The organism is Shewanella oncorhynchi (assembly GCF_030848765.1).
Lineage (GTDB): Bacteria > Pseudomonadota > Gammaproteobacteria > Enterobacterales > Shewanellaceae > Shewanella > Shewanella oncorhynchi.
Map to the genome: position 1 here is coordinate 3,132,575 of NZ_CP132914.1, position 16,028 is coordinate 3,148,602.

A 16,028-nucleotide genomic window follows, 5' to 3' on the forward strand; every position below is an offset into this window, starting at 1 on the left:
AATATCAAATAGTTTACGAAAATAAATTATATTGGCTCGCCAAAAGTTTAAAACTCATAGCAAGGGACATAGTCACCACCAATGGCTTGATAATCTTTGTACCTTTAGTGACCACGAGACGAGAACCCAAGGTTGCGCCAATCGCTTGCCCTGCCAGCATGACTAATCCTAATAACCAAATCACTTTTCCGCCCAAGGCAAAGAAGATCAGCGAAGCAATGTTAGTGGAGAAATTAAGTAGTTTTGCGTGGGCAGTTGCCTTCGCCAAACCAAACCCCGCTAACGATACAAAGGCCAGCGCAAAAAAGCTCCCAGTACCAGGGCCAAAAAAGCCATCGTACAATCCCACGCCCAATGCCGCAGTAAAGGCAAATGCGGTAGGTGTTAGCACTTGATGTTTGTCATCTTCAGAAATCTTTTTCGAAAATAAAAAGTAACAACCAATAGCCAAAATCAAAAAAGGTAACATCAACTCCAGCACTTCAGTATCGACCAGTTGAACTAGAATCGTACCCAATGCCGCACCGATAAATGCACAAATCAAGGCTAACTTAACGGATTTAAGATCAACCAGCCCTTTACGGACAAAGTACAAACTCGCAAAAAAACTGCCGCCACAGGCCTGCAGCTTATTTGTCCCTAAGGCAACCGCAGGCGGCAAGCCTGCCCACATAAGTGCAGGAATGGTCAGCAAGCCTCCGCCACCAGCGATTGAGTCAATAAAACCAGCCACCATAGCGACGGCAAAAAGTATCGCTGCGATTTGTAGAGTCAGTTCAAATTCCATGATGATTTATTATTCTTCTGATAAAAAAGAGAGTGATTGCCGAACATTAGACTGCGTTTGCCAAATAAACGCAAAGGAGTTATTGTCGCCACAGCGTGAGATAAACTCACACAAAATCCCGAGTCCTGTTCTGATTTTCCAGCAGTAGGAAATAAAATGTTTGCCGAACTACCGCCCCTCAATTCTCTCCGTGCCTTCGAAGCCGCAGCACGTTTACAGAGCATGACATTAGCTAGCAAGGAGTTGCATGTCACCCATGGCGCAGTCAGCAAACAAATCAGAGTATTGGAGGATTATTTAGGTTTTGCGCTCTTTGTACGTTTACACAAAAAAGTTGGTTTAACCGATGAAGCCAAACGCTATTTACCCCATGTTCAAGCCGCTCTGCAAACATTATCTAGTGCTACAAGTGACTTGCGCCGTCAGCCCACTAAGCCGCAAACCTTAGCCATCAATGTGCTGCCAAGCTTAACCATCAATTGGCTCATTCCAAGAATGGAGCAGTTTAAATCCCGCCATCCACACTTGTATGTCGACTTATCCATTGGCGACTTTGCCGTGGATTTTAGCCAAGGTCGTTATGATATTGCGATCCGTAGTAGCACAGTCATCCCTAAGGGCGCGAATTATATCAAGCTGATGGATGAGGATTTATGCTTAGTTTGCGCGCCTTCACTAGCGCCTAAACTGCAAAATATCGAGGACATTAATCACGTCACGTTACTGAAACACACCACAAGACCCGAACTTTGGGAGTATTGGGCGGAAAAGGTGGGTTTAACACTCACCCAAGCACAAACCTTTGGTGTTGAGCATTTTTATATGTTGAGTCAAGCGGCTGCGAGTGGCATGGGTGCAGCACTTATTCCGCGATTCTTCATCGAAGAACAACTGGCAAATGGCAGCTTAGTCATCCCCTTCGACGCCCCCTTTACCAGTCCCTATCGATATTATTTACTCACCCCAAAATCCCCAAGCCTGCCGTTAAAAGCTCAAGCTTTTATCGACTGGTTATTAGAGATTTTTGCGCCCTATCGTCATTAATCTGTATTAAACGTATCTCAGTTTAAGCGAGGCACAATAACGCTATAAGTGCTAAACGAGGCTATTGAGATCACTAACGGATCGCAGAAAAACACCAATAAAAAACCACCCAAAAGGTGGTTTATTAGATTCAAGGCTTAAAGCGCATCAGAATTAGTGATTGCAATGCTCACCGTGAACATGGTCATGGTCATCATCGTCCATAAACTCATCGTCACCGTCTTGATGTTGCATTACGCCCCAACCGTCGGTCATGCCGCCGAATTCGGCAGCAAAATCATTTAGCATGACTTCTTGTTCAACCAATGTATCGTACTCAGGCACCATATTGAGACAAACAATGATTTCCCACTTACCAAGCTCATCATTCAGATTCAGCTCAAGCTCGCCTTCCAAGTCAGAATTTGTTAATTCTTCTAACGCAGTTTCAGCATCGCGTTGGTCATCAAAAACCAAAAAGAAATCAACATCTAACTCTTTAGTTAAATCGATTCCCGCTTCAGCCATTGCGGCCAGCATTTTACCATTGTCATCATCTGGAAATTGCATTTCTTGCTCCACTGTTTCAGGCTTATTCTGCCGCAATGATTTGAACTGATTCACCATTAAAGCTGACGATGTCGCCCGCGATAATTTTTTTACGTTTACGAGTTTCAACTTCACCATTCACAGTGACTTGACCTTCGTCGATAAAATGTTTGGCTTCACCACCCGCATTGCTCATGCCTTGCACTTTTAATACTTTGTACAATTCAATGAAATCTTCGCCAGAATGCAAAGCCAATTGATTAATTTGCGCCACTTAATACACGCCTTCTAAAAATAAACCTGCGGCATTATACCAGCACAGTACAAAATTCGCTGAAGATAATTTGGCTAGAGACGTCTTTCATCGGCGAGTAGGCCAAAGGCTGATTCATCGAGCCAGTTTTCACCTATTTTGAATTGCTGCCTGAGCAAACCTTCAAGCCGAAAACCACACTTTTCGAGTACTCGTGCCGATGCGTGATTATCTTTAGCACAATGGCCAACAAATTTATGTACATTAAAACTTAAACAAGCCCAATCAATGACCGCCATTAAACTCTCAGTCGCATAACCTTTACCGTGGCCCTCGGCCGCCAGTAAATAACCCACTTCGGCACGCTGTTCCTCGAAACTTTGACAATAGAGGCCCGTTAAACCGATAAACTGCCCAGTATCAACGGTCTCAATTACTAAGGTCAGCCAATCGCCAGAACCGTAGAACCAAGTATCGGAACGCTGCTGAAACTTACTGCGGATCACCTCTTGCGACTCTGGAACGCGTACAAAACGATTAATCTCAGAATCGTTATGCAGTGCATAAAAATGTTCCCAATCACTATCTTGTAAGCTCCTGAGTTTCAATCTATCTGTGTAGAGTTCCAGCATAGTGACTCCGTGATGAGCATATAAAACAAAACGGCAGCAAACGCTGCCGTATCAAACAAGCTGTATTAGATAAGCGGTAAAACTTACGCGCGGCTGGTCACTTCAAGTAAATGAAAGCCAAATTGCGTTTTCACGGGGCCTTGTACTTCGTTTAATGGTGCACTAAAAACCACTTCATCAAACTCTCTGACCATCATGCCAGGACCAAATGACCCTAATTCGCCGCCTTGGGCACCTGATGGGCAAGAAGAGTGCGCGCGAGCAATTTGAGCAAAATCTGCGCCTTCCATTATTTGCTGTTTCAGCGCTTGACACTGCTCTTCACTGCTGACTAACAAATGTCTTGCTGTTGCCTGGACCATAGTAAAACTCCTGTAAGGATCATGAGACATTTGCCCCAAATATCATTGAGTTCCCACTAAAACATTCGTTTTAACAGGTTTTGAATCAACAGTATAAAAACTTTCTGTTGAATAAAAAAGTCTTAAAATGCCGTCACTGACAACAAAGTCAATTAACGGCATCTTACACGGCTAAGCTTGTTTCGACGCAATCCAACGATCGATCTTGTTTTCCATGACCGCCATGGGTAATGAACCTGAGGTGAGGATTTGATCGTGGAACGCTTTAAGATCAAATTTATCACCCAAGGCTTTTTCTGCGCGGGCACGCAGTGCCAAAATCTTCAACTGACCGACCTTGTAAGACAAAGCTTGACCAGGGATCGCCATATAGCGCTCCACTTCAGCGACTATGTCACTCTCAGCCATAGGCGAGTTGTCTTTCATGTACTGAATCGCCTGTTCACGACTCCAACCTTTAGAATGAAGGCCAGTATCAACCACTAAGCGCATGGCACGCAGCATTTCATCGGAAAGCTTACCAAAATACTGGTAAGGATCGGTAAATAACCCCATCTCAATACCTAAGTATTCAGCATAAAGTGCCCAACCTTCCTCGAAAGCGGTATAACCGCTAAAACGCTGAAACTCAGGTACACCGGTCAACTCTTGTTTGATCGCGATTTGGAAGTGATGCCCAGGAGCGGCCTCGTGCAAAGATAAAGTCGTCATCCCCCACTTAGGCTGTGCTTTGAGGTTATAAGTGTTGATATAAAACACCCCTGGACGGCTGCCATCCACCGCTGGCGCTTCATAAGAGGCACCCGCTGCTGATTGTTCTCTAAAACTTTCAACCGGCTTAACCACGTAATCAGCCTTTGGCATCACATTAAAGTAGTTAGGTAAGACATGATTGATTTTATCTTTCAACACCATATAACCATCAATCAAACCTTGGCGATCGCTATAGAAATACTGCGGCTCTGAAGATAAAGACGCAAAAAACGCCTTCAAATCGCCCTTAAAACCGACCTGCTCACGCACCTTATCCATCTCAGATAAAATTCGCGCCACTTCACTTAAACCAATTTGATGAATTTCATCCACAGACATAGTGGTGGTCGTATGTGAGTTCGCCAGATGCTGATACCAAGCTTTACCGTTAGGCAAACCTGACCAACCATCAGTCGCACGCGATTTAGGTAAATAGGTTTGCTTAAAATAATCGCGTAAGTTCGTTAACGCTGGCACGATACGTTCGGCTATCATGGCTTGATAACGGGTGGTCAATTCCGCTTTATCTTGCTCTGAAAAACTCTCGGGGAAATGCTGGATTGGCGAGTAAAAAATACTCTGAGTCGCATCCGTCGTTAACATAGCATCTAACTGAGGAATAATGCGCTCTACCAACACTCGAGGTAGTACCACTTTACTTTCAATGCCTTGATTCATACGATTTTCAGCAAGTGCGACCCACTTGATGAAACCATCGACTCTCTGTTCCCAATTACGATAATCTTGGACAGTCTTAAAAGGTTGTGCACTTTCGCCACTTCCCAGCTGCACCATAGTAATGACAGTGCTATAGAACTGGCTTATCGGCATAAAGCGTGAAGGGAAAGTTTCGTCCACTAACGCCATATCACGGTCATAGACGAACAGGTCATAACTTAACTGTAGATCCGCAGGCAGTTGCTTTGGATCTATCGCACGCACCTGAGCTAAATAGTGAGTGTTAAGATCATGACGAGCCTTAAGGTAATCCTCAGTTAAATCCCCACCGAAATCGGCGTTATAGTTATTAACGCCGACAAAAGTGGCGTAGATGGGCTCAAGCTTTAGGTAATCTTTAAAATAAGCATCCACAAGCGCTAAGTAACGCTGCTCTGCCGTTTGTGTTTCGCCCTGCACTGCTGGCGTATTAGCCGAGCTATTTTCTTGAACTGCAGTGACTTCAGGTTTAGAACAACCTTGAAGGGTGAAGATTAACGCTATCGAACCTGCCAATAAACCCAATTTCATTTTAATATTTCTCCTTTTTGGCCCGCTATTGCAGAACTGTTTCTATACTTAGTTCAAGGTCTGCTATCGGAGTTAATCTATGATCTACTCGTTCCGCAACTCAGGTTTCAGGGATCCTGAAACTGGAGTCTATAACCAAACCTATTTCATGGAAGTATTCAACCGAGAATGGCATCGTCACATGAGAGACCACCAAAGCTTGGCACTATTGTATCTGTGCCCTCACATTCATGAAACCGTCAAACAACCCCATTTACTCGAATTCTTTACCAAACAAGTGCAAGAAGCGCTATTAAGAGCAACAGATATGATTGCTAGGCTAGATCACAATCACTTTGCACTGGGTTTATTCAACATAGATGAGGTGGGGACGGAAGTAGTGTTAAAACGAATAGAACAACAAATATCTGACTTTAATCAAGATTTTGGTAAACATCATAAACTGACAATCGACTATAAACTGGCTGCCTGTATTTGCCTACCTACACAGGAAAGTAAAATAGAGTCACTCTTCAGTAATGTCAGCCAACTTTCACAACAGCTTGAAAAAAATCATGATCAATCACAAGCTTTAATCCGATTACAGTAAATAGGTTTATTGATACCAAAGAAAAAGCCCCTTGCGGGGCTTTCGATTCAAACACTAAACTGCGAAGTAATTACAGCGTGATATTATGCATACGTGCTTTCTCTTTAATATAAGAGATATAGCTATTTGCACTCTTCTGTGTCTTCTTATCATTAGCAGCTAACACTGCACGGTTATAAGCCGACTTATACTGTTTCAAACTTAAATGAGCCAAAGCTAATTCAAAGTTTGCTTCACCAGGATGATCAATACCCATTGATATGGCTTTTTCAAGCACAGGGATCGCAGCTGTATATTGTTCATTCAAGTTTAATAAGCGACCTTGTTTTAAGTAAGTCTTGCCATCATTGGTGATGGCTGCAGCTTTACCGTAATACTCAGCAGCTTGCTTAAACTCTTTCGCATTTTGATAGAAACCCGCCAAAATCTCTAAAGACTTAGCGTCCTCAGCGATCATGCCTGATTTCATATGTTTCTGATAAATTTTAGCGGCTTGATAAGGAGCACCTTTTTGTGCCATTAACTGCGCTAAACGCGTAATGTTGCCCGCGCTATCTAAGAAACCATTTCTATAAGCCAGATCGTAAGTTGCAAGAGACTTGTCATAGTCTTCAACCATCAAATAAAACTGTGCTAATTGAACCCACAATCTGCCATCATCCGGGAATAAAGGCACCATGACTTCTAACACACCAACAGCTTTCTTGTACTTCTTCTGATTGAAGTAAGCTGTCAGTTTCATTTGATACAGACCTTTGTCAGGAGCTTCAGCTAATGAAAGACCTTTGTCGGCCACTTCAATCACTTTATCCCACTGTTTAAGTTCTGAATGCGCAATACCAATACGGCGATACATTTGAGAATCGGATTTACAAGTAAATTCCATCCACTTGTAATAGTAAGGAATCGCTTCCTTAAACTTTTTCTCTTGTAATAGCAAATCAGCATAAAGACGCATAGTTGCAGCATGATCTGTACCACCTAAAATATCAGCTTCAACAGCTTGTTTTAGGTATTTGATCGCGGTATCCATTTTGCCTTTCTCGGCATAAAAGTTACCCAACATACGTGCAACATAGGCTTTATCGAAGTCATTCTTGGCATTTGCCTCTAGCAAAATAGCAATAGCTTCATCGACCTGACCATTGGTATAAGCTTCAAATGACTTCTGAACTTTCTTCGCCGCACCTTCGCCCACAGCTTTAGATTGACGTTTGTCGATAGCACACTTTTCTTCTGCGACTGCAGATGAAAGAGTTAATGAACCTCCACAAACAGAAAGCAATAATAGAACTGCGATTTTATTAACATTACGCATTATTGGTTGCCTCCTTTATCTAAGGTGAAGTCTAGTTGTACTGTCATACCAGGTTGTTTCAATGGCTTACCATCAACAATCTTAGGCTTGTACTTCCACTTCTTCAGTGCACGAATAGCTTCTTTATCAAATAAGCGTTTTGGTTCTGCTTGAATAACTTCAACGTCGTCGATACCACCGAGTTCGTTAATGGTAAAACGAAGTTGTACCCAACCTTCTTTACCATCACGCGCCGCAGCAATTGGATACTGAGGTTCGATACGAACGATAGGTGTAGCATCACCATCGCGAGTCATCATATTGCCTAATTTAAAACCGGTACTTGGACCACCAGCTTCTACACCACCCATATTGAACGACATTGCAGTGTCAATATTGCTCGAAGATTCTGGCGGCGTTGCCTCAGGCTTCTGTGGCTGTTCTGGCGGTGGCGGCGGCTTAGGCACTACCCTTGGCTTATTCTGTGCTTTTGAATCCTGTCTATCCATAGTGATTTCAATTACAGGGGTCTCGGCCGATGTTTCGCCGCGCTGTGCGCCGCCACCGACCAAGAACGCCATAAAAGCGAACAGACCAAAAGTCACAGCAGCACCAATAATGATCGATACTAGTGCTCTTAGCATATTAATCGTTCCCCGCAGATACCGAAATTTTATCTATACCAGCCGCTTTGACTTGGTCTAGAACTTTAACAACTAAGCCGTGCATTGCGTCTTTGTCAGCCTGAATTAATACAGCAGCTTCAGGAGCTTCAGCCAGCATGCGCTCAACGTTTGCCGTTACACGCTCGATATCAACCTGACGGTTTTCCATCATGATCACGCCTGTTTTACTGACGCCGATAAAGATGTTAGCCGAAGGCTTTGAAGTCGCTTGCGAAGCTTTGGGTTTGTTATAATCCAAACCAGAAGGTTTCACAAATGACGTTGTTACAATGAAGAAGATCAACATGATAAACACGATGTCGAGCATCGGTGTCATATCAATTTGCGCTTCCTCGTCTACACTGGAATGCTTTTTACGTGCCATGTTCAATCTCTCTCTAGTGGTGCGGCATGCTGTCTTTTAGCTTTTCTAAACTGATTTTCATTTTTACATCCAGACGAGTACTAAAGAATACTCCCGATAATGCTGCAACCATCCCCGCCATCGTGGGCATAGTCGCCATTGAAATACCAGCCGCCATTAAACGAGCATTACTCGTCCCCTGAACTGCCATCACATCAAACACTGAAATCATACCGGTTACGGTACCTAACAAACCTATCATAGGACAAATAGCTACTAAGGTTTTAATCATCAGCATACGTGCATTCAAATCTTGCTTCGCTTGGGACAGCCAAGCTTCACGGATACGGTGTGCGTACCAAGAGGTTGTTTCCTCTCTAGCATCCCACGCAGATATGATAGCTTTATGTTGCTTTGGTGATATCCAATTAAGATACCAATAACGCTCAAGCATCAATACCCACATGAAGAACAATACAAACGCAACCAACCAAAGGACGTTTCCTCCAGCGGCCATGAAGCCCCTGACGGAATCCCATATGTCCATCAGGTATAGCATCATTAGTTAGCCCTCTTCTCAGCATGTGCTGCGATAATGCCCGCACTTTGCTCTTCCAAAATTTGGGTGATTGATTTGCTACGCGCAACGAGTATTGCATGTAGTAACATCAGTGGCAGAGCCGCAACTAGACCTTGTACTGTAGTAACCAGAGCCATAGAGATACCACCCGCCATCAATTTAGGATCGCCAGTACCGAACAGTTGGATACTTTGGAAGGTCGCAATCATACCAGTTACTGTACCTAGTAGACCTAACATTGGGCCGATAGCTGCAATGACTTTCAAAATTGAAATTCGAGCTTCTAATGCAGGCGTTTCTTTCAGAATAGCTTCATCCAGTTTCAACTCTAATGTTTCAACATCAACATCTTTGTTTTCATGGTAAACCTTCAAGATACGACCAAGGGCATTGTTACCTGGGTTATCAACATTCTTAGCTTGGCGTTTAACTTTTGCACCGATAGCTGCCAGCACAATGAAACGCTCAACCGCAATTAATAAACCAATAGCAAGTAATATCAGAATAATATAACCAATGGTACCGCCTGACTCGATACGATCTTCCATGCTAGCTTTGTTCGTAAAGATGTTTAACAGTACGCCACGTGCAGGGTCGATATAGAAAGGTGCTGTACCAGAAGCCGTTTCTTCCCATTTAGCAACAGCGCTAACTTGATAACCTTCAGGTTGTTGAGATAACTGCTGAATTAAACCTAATTCAGGGTTATATACAACGTATTTGCCGTCAGCCGTTAAGTTATAAGCACCAATACGATGAATAGTCGTCGTTTTCACGTTACCATCAATTTCGGTAACAGAACCTTCAAACTTAACCACTTTGCCAGATTGCGCCATTTCAAATAGCTGCTCTTGCCAAAATTGTTCTAACTCTTCAATTTTTGGCAATTGCTTACGGGCACCTAAATCAGCGATAAATTTATCGCGATTTGGGAATTGAGCACTGATGTTAGAGCTTGCCAGTTTACCAGCGAAATCACCGGCTTCACCTTTAACTACACCAAACATTTCACCCAAGTCACCTTGAGCCGTTTTTAGATCTTCTTCTAGCTGAGCAATTTTACGCTCGTTATCTAAGAACGCTTGGTTTAAATCTTTACCACGTTGCTTTTCAGCAGCTAAAGCATCTTTTTCACGCTTTAATAATGCGGCTTTGTCGCCACGTTCTGCTTGGAATTCTTGCTCACGCTTGCTGTTGACTTTACCTTCTGCAGCGCGTTCAACTTTAACTTGTTGCAATAATTGGTCAATTGACTTAGGCGCATCAGCAGCGCTCGCCATACCAGCAGTTAAAGAGAAACTTGCAGCCAACACAGCTGTAGTAATTAACTTCTTCATTATTGTGCAGTCTCCGCAGCAGGAATTGGTAACGCGAATAGATCTAGAGCGCCTTGTTTACGGGCAATGCGGATACCTTTAGTCAGTTCACGCAAATAGCTGTCATCTAACTTATCCCAACCCTTAGATTCTGGGTTGTACATCCAGCCAGTCTTTTGATCTAAACTCTGTGCATAAAGAGCAACACGACCTAAATTAAAGAAGTCAACCAACACTTCTTTACCATCTAGGTTTAACTTACCTTGGTTAACGGCAACAGCACTACCGTATTCACGCTCAATACTATAAGCATCAAGAATTAGACGGTATTTTTCTGCTAGTGTTACTTCGGCAGTATTAAGAAGTTTTTTCAGTTCATTAACACGATTAGTGCGTATTTCAGAATTGAAAGGTAAATCTAATTGAACAAACTGTTCTAATGACTCAACCATTTTAAACATTAATGGCACAACACCTTGGCGAAGTTTATCAACACCATTGATGTCACCCTGCACTGAATCCATTGTCTTTTGTTGATCAGCGACTAAGCTTGCAACGTAATCGTTATATGATTTCAGTGATTCGCGCTCATCTGCGACAGAACCATACTCAAAAAGCATGTCTTGTGCTTGATCGAAATACTTATCAACGTTCTTTTGCGACGCAGCAGCATCAGCATGGATCATACTATCCGCTTTCTGCACGTCGGTAAGAGGATCTGCAACTACTAAGTTGCTGCTCGCTAATGCCAGCACGCCAACAAGTGCAGTAGCGATTTTTGTTCTATTGCTTACCTTGGACATAGTTCCCAACCAATTTGAAGTGAATAAAAAGGTTTAACTTACCAGCAACATAACGACAAGGAATAAATACTTGCCGAAAAAATTTCTGTAAGTTCGTCTTTCTCTTGTGATTCTTAGTTTTTTCTTCCCTTTCCTACGCCCTTACAGGCATAGACCCGCTGGCATCATTTCACAAAATGTTGACCTGTGTCAACATTTCAGACGACTAAAAACTAGTGTAAAGAAGCGTTAATAATGAAATTTTTTACGAAAGGTGTTTTTTTAGGCGGAAATGAATCTTTAGGGTTATTACTTTTTGTTCCAAAAAATAATAAATTAACTTAAACCCTATAAAATCATAAAGATAAACCAGAGTAATACTTGTGAGCCCTGTTTGTAAAATTAACATTTTTTAACATGAAAGCAACTCGAGTAGATGTTCTTTACTCATATTCTCCTGATAAAATTTACTTAACTTGAACTCGATGTAAGAACATTATAACTAGGGGCACCACGTGATAGGATTTTTCGACCACAATAAACCCATCACACCAGAGAACCAGCTCTCAAAAAGCCAACTTTTAAAAGTTGCTTTTATGATTAAGTTTGACCCGTCCTAAATAGCGTTGACACTTTTTAAACTCATTTTGGAGAGTGTAATGACTTCAACAATTAAACGAACTCAACGTGATTATTCCCTCGCTTTTAAATTGGCCGTTGTCGACCAAGTTGAAAAAGGCGAGCTGACCTATAAGCAGGCCCAAGACAAGTACGGCATTCAAGGTTGTTCCACCGTGTTAGTTTGGCTTTGCAAACATGGAAAACTGGATTGGTCCCAAGGGACACCGTCTACATCAATGCGAGGACATTTAATGACTGAGCCCACCACACTGCCCCCTGAACAAAAGATAAAAGCACTCGAAACCGAACTTGAGGATACCCGCATGAAAGCCGCATTCTTCGAAGCCATTGTCGAAAAACTTAGCACTGACTACGGGATTTCTGTCGTAAAAAAGCCACGCGCGAAACGCCCCAAGAAAAAACGGCCATAGGGTATCGCGTCACCCAGTGCTGCCGCTACCTCGGGATTAGCCGTCAAGCGTATTATCAGCAATGTCAGCGGCAAAAAATATCAGAGCAGAGGGAGCAACATGTGTTGCAAACGGTGCAATATGAACGGTTGTTTCAACCTCGAATATGTACACGCAAGCTGCAGTATTTACTGAATAAATCGCATCAAATAGTGATTGGGCGAGACCGGTTATTTAGCAGCCTCAGAGCGCATCGTTTGTTGGTCGCGCCTAAACGGGCGTACCACAAAACCAATCACAGCCATCATCGATTTAGGTGTCATCCCAGCTTACTTAAGCCCAGTGAGCAACAAGTGGACATCACTCGCTCAGAGCAAGTCTGGGTGGCTGATATTACCTATCTACCACTGCAAGATAATGAAGCCTATTTAAGCTTGGTGACCGATGCCTAGTCACGAAAAATCGTGGGTTATCATGTTGATGATAATCTCAAAACAGATTGTGTGCTAACAGCGTACAAACAGGCACTGATGCAGCGGCAACACAAAGATAAACCGCTGATACACCACTCAGACCGAGGAATACAATACTGCTTAAACGCTTATCAAGTGGTTCACACTCATCATGGCGTGACATGCTCAATGGCAGACGGATAGGACTGCTATCAAAATGCGTTAGCAGCGCGAGTAAATGGCATATTGAATAACACATAAACTAGCAACGCTGCAGGAGGCGCGACAGATGGTGGCAGAAGCGTTCGCCATATATAATCAATGACGGCCCCATTTAGCCTTAAAATACAAAACGCCCGATGAGGTTCATCAGGCGTTTTAGGTGGAAATAAGTGTTAACTTATTTCAGGCTATACAGGGCCAACTCTTAAAACTTTTGGTTGACACTTAAGAACCAACTACGACCAAATAATCGATATGTACTTTCATCAGTATTACCATTGAAAGCCGTTTCAATATATGGAGGTTTTTCGTTAGTAATGTTAGTTACACCTACGGACAATGTGGTGTTAGTTGGTAAAACGTAACTAGCTGTAACATCGTGATACATAACACTCGGAACCTCAAACTCATATCCTTTACCAACAACATCAACGTAAGTTAATGTGTCATATGTCATGCTTGAAATATAATTAGTACGATAAGTTACACTTAAGTCTTCCCATTTATAATTAGCACTGAAATTCCACTTATCTTCAGCATAAGAAGTATCGTTTACAAATGTACCGGCAACATCACCAAAAGCATACTCATAAGCAAAACTACCATCAGCCTGTTCAGTCGCTACAAATGAATTTTCGCCACGCTCTAAGAAATGAGTCCAAACAAAATTAAGTTTAAAATCACCTATAGATGTTTCAAAACCATAATCAGCTTCAAAATCAACCCCTTTTGCAGTCATTCGTGCTAGGTTAATATTTCGTCCATCAACATATGAAAGATTACCATCAGGCCCACGATTGACGCTATTACACATTTCTTCTAAGTTGCCTAAATAACAACCATCAATAGAATCTGAAGGGTCAATAGAGGTGATAACGTTATCTATATCAACAGCCCAGTAATCTAAAGTTAAACCTAATCCTTCAATAAAGTCAGGAGAATAAGCAACTCCTACAGTTAAAGTATCGCCTTCCTCAGGCTTCAAATCAGGATTACCACCAACCTTAGCCAACTGTTGCGACTGGTCATTATCAACTCCACCAGATGGTACTCCATCTGCAACACATCTAGCTTGAGATTCTGCACTTAGATCTGCCCAATTAGATGTACGGCATGGATCAGTAGCTGATGCAAATGAATCATTAGCTGGTCCATATAATTCACCAATATCTGGCGCTCTGAATACTGTTCCATATGTGGAGCGGGCTAACAGACCATCAAATATAGTCCACTCAAGACCAGTTTGATATGTTGTTGAACCGCCAAAGGTATCAAAATTATCATAACGAATTCCTACAGGAATTTCTAAGCGCTCTACGCCAGGTAATCCTTCGACAACAGGAATACGAAATTCTGCAAATAATGAGTTAACATAGAACGAACCATTTGTTCCTTTAGATTTATTCCCTGAAACCTGACTCATAAATTTGCCAGAGTCTACGTTGGCTTCAGCTTTTTCACCACGATATTCATAACCAAAACCAGCACTTACAGATCCAGCTGGTAAATCAAATAACTCTCCGCCTAAAAACGCTGTAAAGGTTTCTAATTTATAATTTGAAGAGTCGACTAGTGGAGCTGTTATATAATCAAGCATATCAGACGTAATACTACCTGCACCACCAAATAAATTTAGTGGTACACAACCGTTAATGACATTGCCAGCAGTACCGCATACAACATTACCATCTGCATCCTTAAATGATGGCCCCAAAGCTTTTGCTAAATTAGGGCCGTATAATTGACCAAAATCATTATCTGTTCGTTGTGAATAGCCATAGTTATAGTTGACATCTAATGACCACACGTCATTCAATGTAATATCAGCACCAATTACTTGTTGTGCACGAAGAATATCTTGTTCAAATGAGCGACCACCTTCAAGCATACGACGGCGAGCTTGTTTTACATCCTCACCAAAAGGATTGTAATAGTTATCTTTCGATACTCCACTGTAAGAAATCCCTGTTACAGGATCAATTACAGTAAAACCAGGATCTGTACCCGTATTATATGGAACTGCAGCTAACTCTTGTCTTGATTCACGTTTATTTATACGAGTTTCAGAATAAAGAGTCACATCATCATTAAGTTCGAAACTTCCATCAATGTAAAAGTTTAATTTTTCATATGGCGTTTGAAGGTAGTTAACAGGATTAAAGTTGTAAGTGTCTTTAGAACCATCATAGCGTCTCATATCGTTTAGTGTCGCTAGATCACTGGCTGATTGATCACCATTGTCACGACATTTTCCATTCGTATATGAACCAGGTTTTCCGAATAAAAAGAAATTACCACATGGAATAATAGAACTACCAGCATCGAAGGCGTTTGCACCATCTTGTCCTGGAGGAATCAAACCATTAGCTTGGAAACTATCAGGATCCTCAACGTTCCATGGATGCTGAAAAAAATCAACATCAGTTACATCACCCTGATAAATTTCTTTCTGTTTAACATAGTCAATGTTAAAAACTAAGTGCCCAGTATCAAACTTTTTCCCAGCAATTAAACTGAAACTTGTTTGCTCACCAGCATCAACATCAAAGTTTTGCTTTGTTTGAGCAGTAAACTCAAGTCCATCGAAATTACGTTTAGTAATAATGTTGACTACACCCGCAACAGCATCAGCACCATAAGTTGCCGAAGCTCCATCTTTTAAAATTTCAACACGCTCAATCATAGACGCAGGAATATTCTGCATATCATTAGAAACTGGACGGCGTCCATTTACTAACAATAAGGTACGTGATGATCCTAAACCTCTCAACTCAACAAAAGCGCTACCATCCCCTCCGTTATTTGTAGTAGTAGCAACAGGAGAACCAGACATAACAGAACTAGATTGCAAAAACTCACCAACATCCTGAATACCTAAGCTGGTTAATTGCTCGGAAGTAATTGTCGTTACTGGTGTCGCATTTTCCATATCAGTTCGTTTTAAACGAGAGCCAGTAACCTCTATTCGTTCAACTTTATCAGCGCTTTCATCAGCTGCATATACAAATGGCACAGTTAACGTCGCTGCTGCCAAGCCACCAACCAGAGCGTAACGCACTGAATTAGATAATAAATTTTTCTTATGCATTGTCTATCTCCCTTGATAAATCATGTTTTTCTTAT

General features: G+C 42.1%; 15 protein-coding genes and 1 pseudogene. 3 read left to right on the forward strand and 13 right to left on the reverse strand.

Annotated elements, in window-relative coordinates:
* Positions 1–13: 13 nt before the first annotated feature.
* The gene (locus tag RA178_RS14160) at positions 14–787 is read right to left on the reverse strand and encodes a TSUP family transporter (RefSeq protein WP_028760428.1); all 774 of its coding nucleotides are present in this window, start codon (positions 785–787) and stop codon (positions 14–16) included.
* A 156-nt stretch (positions 788–943) separates the two neighbouring features.
* On the opposite strand from RA178_RS14160, the gene RA178_RS14165 reads away from it, so the two are divergent.
* Positions 944–1,831, forward strand: coding sequence for a LysR family transcriptional regulator (locus tag RA178_RS14165; RefSeq protein WP_168823676.1), 888 nt, complete (start codon positions 944–946; stop codon positions 1,829–1,831).
* A gap of 153 nt (positions 1,832–1,984) precedes the next feature.
* On the opposite strand, the gene RA178_RS14170 is transcribed toward RA178_RS14165, so the two are convergent.
* The 5 genes from RA178_RS14170 to RA178_RS14190 all read right to left on the reverse strand — a co-directional run bounded on the left by RA178_RS14170 (position 1,985) and on the right by RA178_RS14190 (position 5,607).
* Complete coding sequence (locus tag RA178_RS14170; protein WP_105252914.1) at positions 1,985–2,380, reverse strand: ribonuclease E inhibitor RraB; 396 nt, start codon at positions 2,378–2,380, stop codon at positions 1,985–1,987.
* 22 nt (positions 2,381–2,402) lie between these two features.
* Complete coding sequence (locus RA178_RS14175) at positions 2,403–2,633, reverse strand: RNA-binding S4 domain-containing protein (protein ID WP_028760431.1); 231 nt, start codon at positions 2,631–2,633, stop codon at positions 2,403–2,405.
* 74 nt (positions 2,634–2,707) lie between these two features.
* Positions 2,708–3,244, reverse strand: a complete 537-nt coding sequence (locus RA178_RS14180) for a GNAT family N-acetyltransferase (protein ID WP_306682399.1) — start codon at positions 3,242–3,244, stop codon at positions 2,708–2,710.
* Positions 3,245–3,327: 83 nt separating this feature from the next.
* Complete coding sequence (locus RA178_RS14185) at positions 3,328–3,606, reverse strand: peptidylprolyl isomerase (RefSeq protein ID WP_028760433.1); 279 nt, start codon at positions 3,604–3,606, stop codon at positions 3,328–3,330.
* A gap of 171 nt (positions 3,607–3,777) precedes the next feature.
* Complete coding sequence (locus tag RA178_RS14190; RefSeq protein WP_306682401.1) at positions 3,778–5,607, reverse strand: DUF885 domain-containing protein; 1,830 nt, start codon at positions 5,605–5,607, stop codon at positions 3,778–3,780.
* Positions 5,608–5,686: 79 nt separating this feature from the next.
* On the opposite strand from RA178_RS14190, the gene RA178_RS14195 reads away from it, so the two are divergent.
* Positions 5,687–6,196 carry a diguanylate cyclase domain-containing protein gene (locus tag RA178_RS14195; protein ID WP_028760435.1) on the forward strand — a complete coding sequence of 170 codons (510 nt, stop codon included), beginning with the start codon at positions 5,687–5,689 and terminating at the stop codon, positions 6,194–6,196.
* 70 nt (positions 6,197–6,266) lie between these two features.
* Here RA178_RS14195 and RA178_RS14200 read toward each other — a convergent pair whose 3' ends face one another.
* The 6 genes from RA178_RS14200 to RA178_RS14225 are packed head-to-tail and all read right to left on the reverse strand — an operon-like array spanning position 6,267 to position 11,221.
* The gene (locus RA178_RS14200; protein ID WP_212599897.1) at positions 6,267–7,514 is read right to left on the reverse strand and encodes a tetratricopeptide repeat protein; all 1,248 of its coding nucleotides are present in this window, start codon (positions 7,512–7,514) and stop codon (positions 6,267–6,269) included.
* Positions 7,514–8,137, reverse strand: a complete 624-nt coding sequence (locus RA178_RS14205; RefSeq protein ID WP_131524316.1) for an energy transducer TonB — start codon at positions 8,135–8,137, stop codon at positions 7,514–7,516. Before RA178_RS14205 ends, RA178_RS14200 begins: the two co-directional genes overlap by 1 nt.
* A gap of 1 nt (position 8,138) precedes the next feature.
* Positions 8,139–8,543: an ExbD/TolR family protein gene (locus RA178_RS14210; RefSeq protein ID WP_037428129.1), complete on the reverse strand. Its 405-nt coding sequence runs from the start codon at positions 8,541–8,543 to the stop codon at positions 8,139–8,141.
* 13 nt (positions 8,544–8,556) lie between these two features.
* Entirely contained in the window at positions 8,557–9,084 is a 528-nt protein-coding gene (locus tag RA178_RS14215) for a MotA/TolQ/ExbB proton channel family protein (RefSeq protein WP_113938836.1), read from the reverse strand.
* On the reverse strand, positions 9,084–10,439 hold the full coding sequence (locus RA178_RS14220; protein ID WP_173496514.1) for a MotA/TolQ/ExbB proton channel family protein: 1,356 nt from the start codon (positions 10,437–10,439) through the stop codon (positions 9,084–9,086). The genes RA178_RS14215 and RA178_RS14220 overlap by 1 nt, the downstream gene beginning before the upstream one ends.
* Positions 10,439–11,221, reverse strand: coding sequence for a DUF3450 domain-containing protein (locus tag RA178_RS14225; protein WP_113938838.1), 783 nt, complete (start codon positions 11,219–11,221; stop codon positions 10,439–10,441). Before RA178_RS14225 ends, RA178_RS14220 begins: the two co-directional genes overlap by 1 nt.
* Positions 11,222–11,859: 638 nt before the next feature.
* On the opposite strand from RA178_RS14225, the pseudogene RA178_RS14230 reads away from it, so the two are divergent.
* Positions 11,860–13,008: pseudogene (locus RA178_RS14230) on the forward strand (IS3 family transposase).
* 102 nt (positions 13,009–13,110) lie between these two features.
* Here the strand turns inward: RA178_RS14230 and RA178_RS14235 are convergent.
* Positions 13,111–15,993 (reverse strand): TonB-dependent receptor domain-containing protein, encoded by a 2,883-nt coding sequence (locus RA178_RS14235; RefSeq protein ID WP_306682408.1) that lies wholly within the window; start codon positions 15,991–15,993, stop codon positions 13,111–13,113.
* Positions 15,994–16,028 lie beyond the last annotated feature (35 nt).

Excerpts from the sequence above, each read along its gene's own strand:
- RA178_RS14160 (WP_028760428.1), bottom strand. The coding sequence starts at position 787 with ATGGAATTTGAACTGACTCTACAAATCGCAGCGATACTTTTTGCCGTC.
- RA178_RS14165 (WP_168823676.1), top strand. The coding sequence starts at position 944 with ATGTTTGCCGAACTACCGCCCCTCAATTCTCTCCGTGCCTTCGAAGCC.
- RA178_RS14170 (WP_105252914.1), bottom strand. The coding sequence starts at position 2,380 with ATGCAATTTCCAGATGATGACAATGGTAAAATGCTGGCCGCAATGGCT.
- RA178_RS14180 (WP_306682399.1), bottom strand. The coding sequence starts at position 3,244 with ATGCTGGAACTCTACACAGATAGATTGAAACTCAGGAGCTTACAAGAT.
- RA178_RS14185 (WP_028760433.1), bottom strand. The coding sequence starts at position 3,606 with ATGGTCCAGGCAACAGCAAGACATTTGTTAGTCAGCAGTGAAGAGCAG.
- RA178_RS14190 (WP_306682401.1), bottom strand. The coding sequence starts at position 5,607 with ATGAAATTGGGTTTATTGGCAGGTTCGATAGCGTTAATCTTCACCCTT.
- RA178_RS14195 (WP_028760435.1), top strand. The coding sequence starts at position 5,687 with ATGATCTACTCGTTCCGCAACTCAGGTTTCAGGGATCCTGAAACTGGA.
- RA178_RS14200 (WP_212599897.1), bottom strand. The coding sequence starts at position 7,514 with ATGCGTAATGTTAATAAAATCGCAGTTCTATTATTGCTTTCTGTTTGT.
- RA178_RS14205 (WP_131524316.1), bottom strand. The coding sequence starts at position 8,137 with ATGCTAAGAGCACTAGTATCGATCATTATTGGTGCTGCTGTGACTTTT.
- RA178_RS14210 (WP_037428129.1), bottom strand. The coding sequence starts at position 8,543 with ATGGCACGTAAAAAGCATTCCAGTGTAGACGAGGAAGCGCAAATTGAT.
- RA178_RS14215 (WP_113938836.1), bottom strand. The coding sequence starts at position 9,084 with ATGATGCTATACCTGATGGACATATGGGATTCCGTCAGGGGCTTCATG.
- RA178_RS14220 (WP_173496514.1), bottom strand. The coding sequence starts at position 10,439 with ATGAAGAAGTTAATTACTACAGCTGTGTTGGCTGCAAGTTTCTCTTTA.
- RA178_RS14225 (WP_113938838.1), bottom strand. The coding sequence starts at position 11,221 with ATGTCCAAGGTAAGCAATAGAACAAAAATCGCTACTGCACTTGTTGGC.
- RA178_RS14235 (WP_306682408.1), bottom strand. The coding sequence starts at position 15,993 with ATGCATAAGAAAAATTTATTATCTAATTCAGTGCGTTACGCTCTGGTT.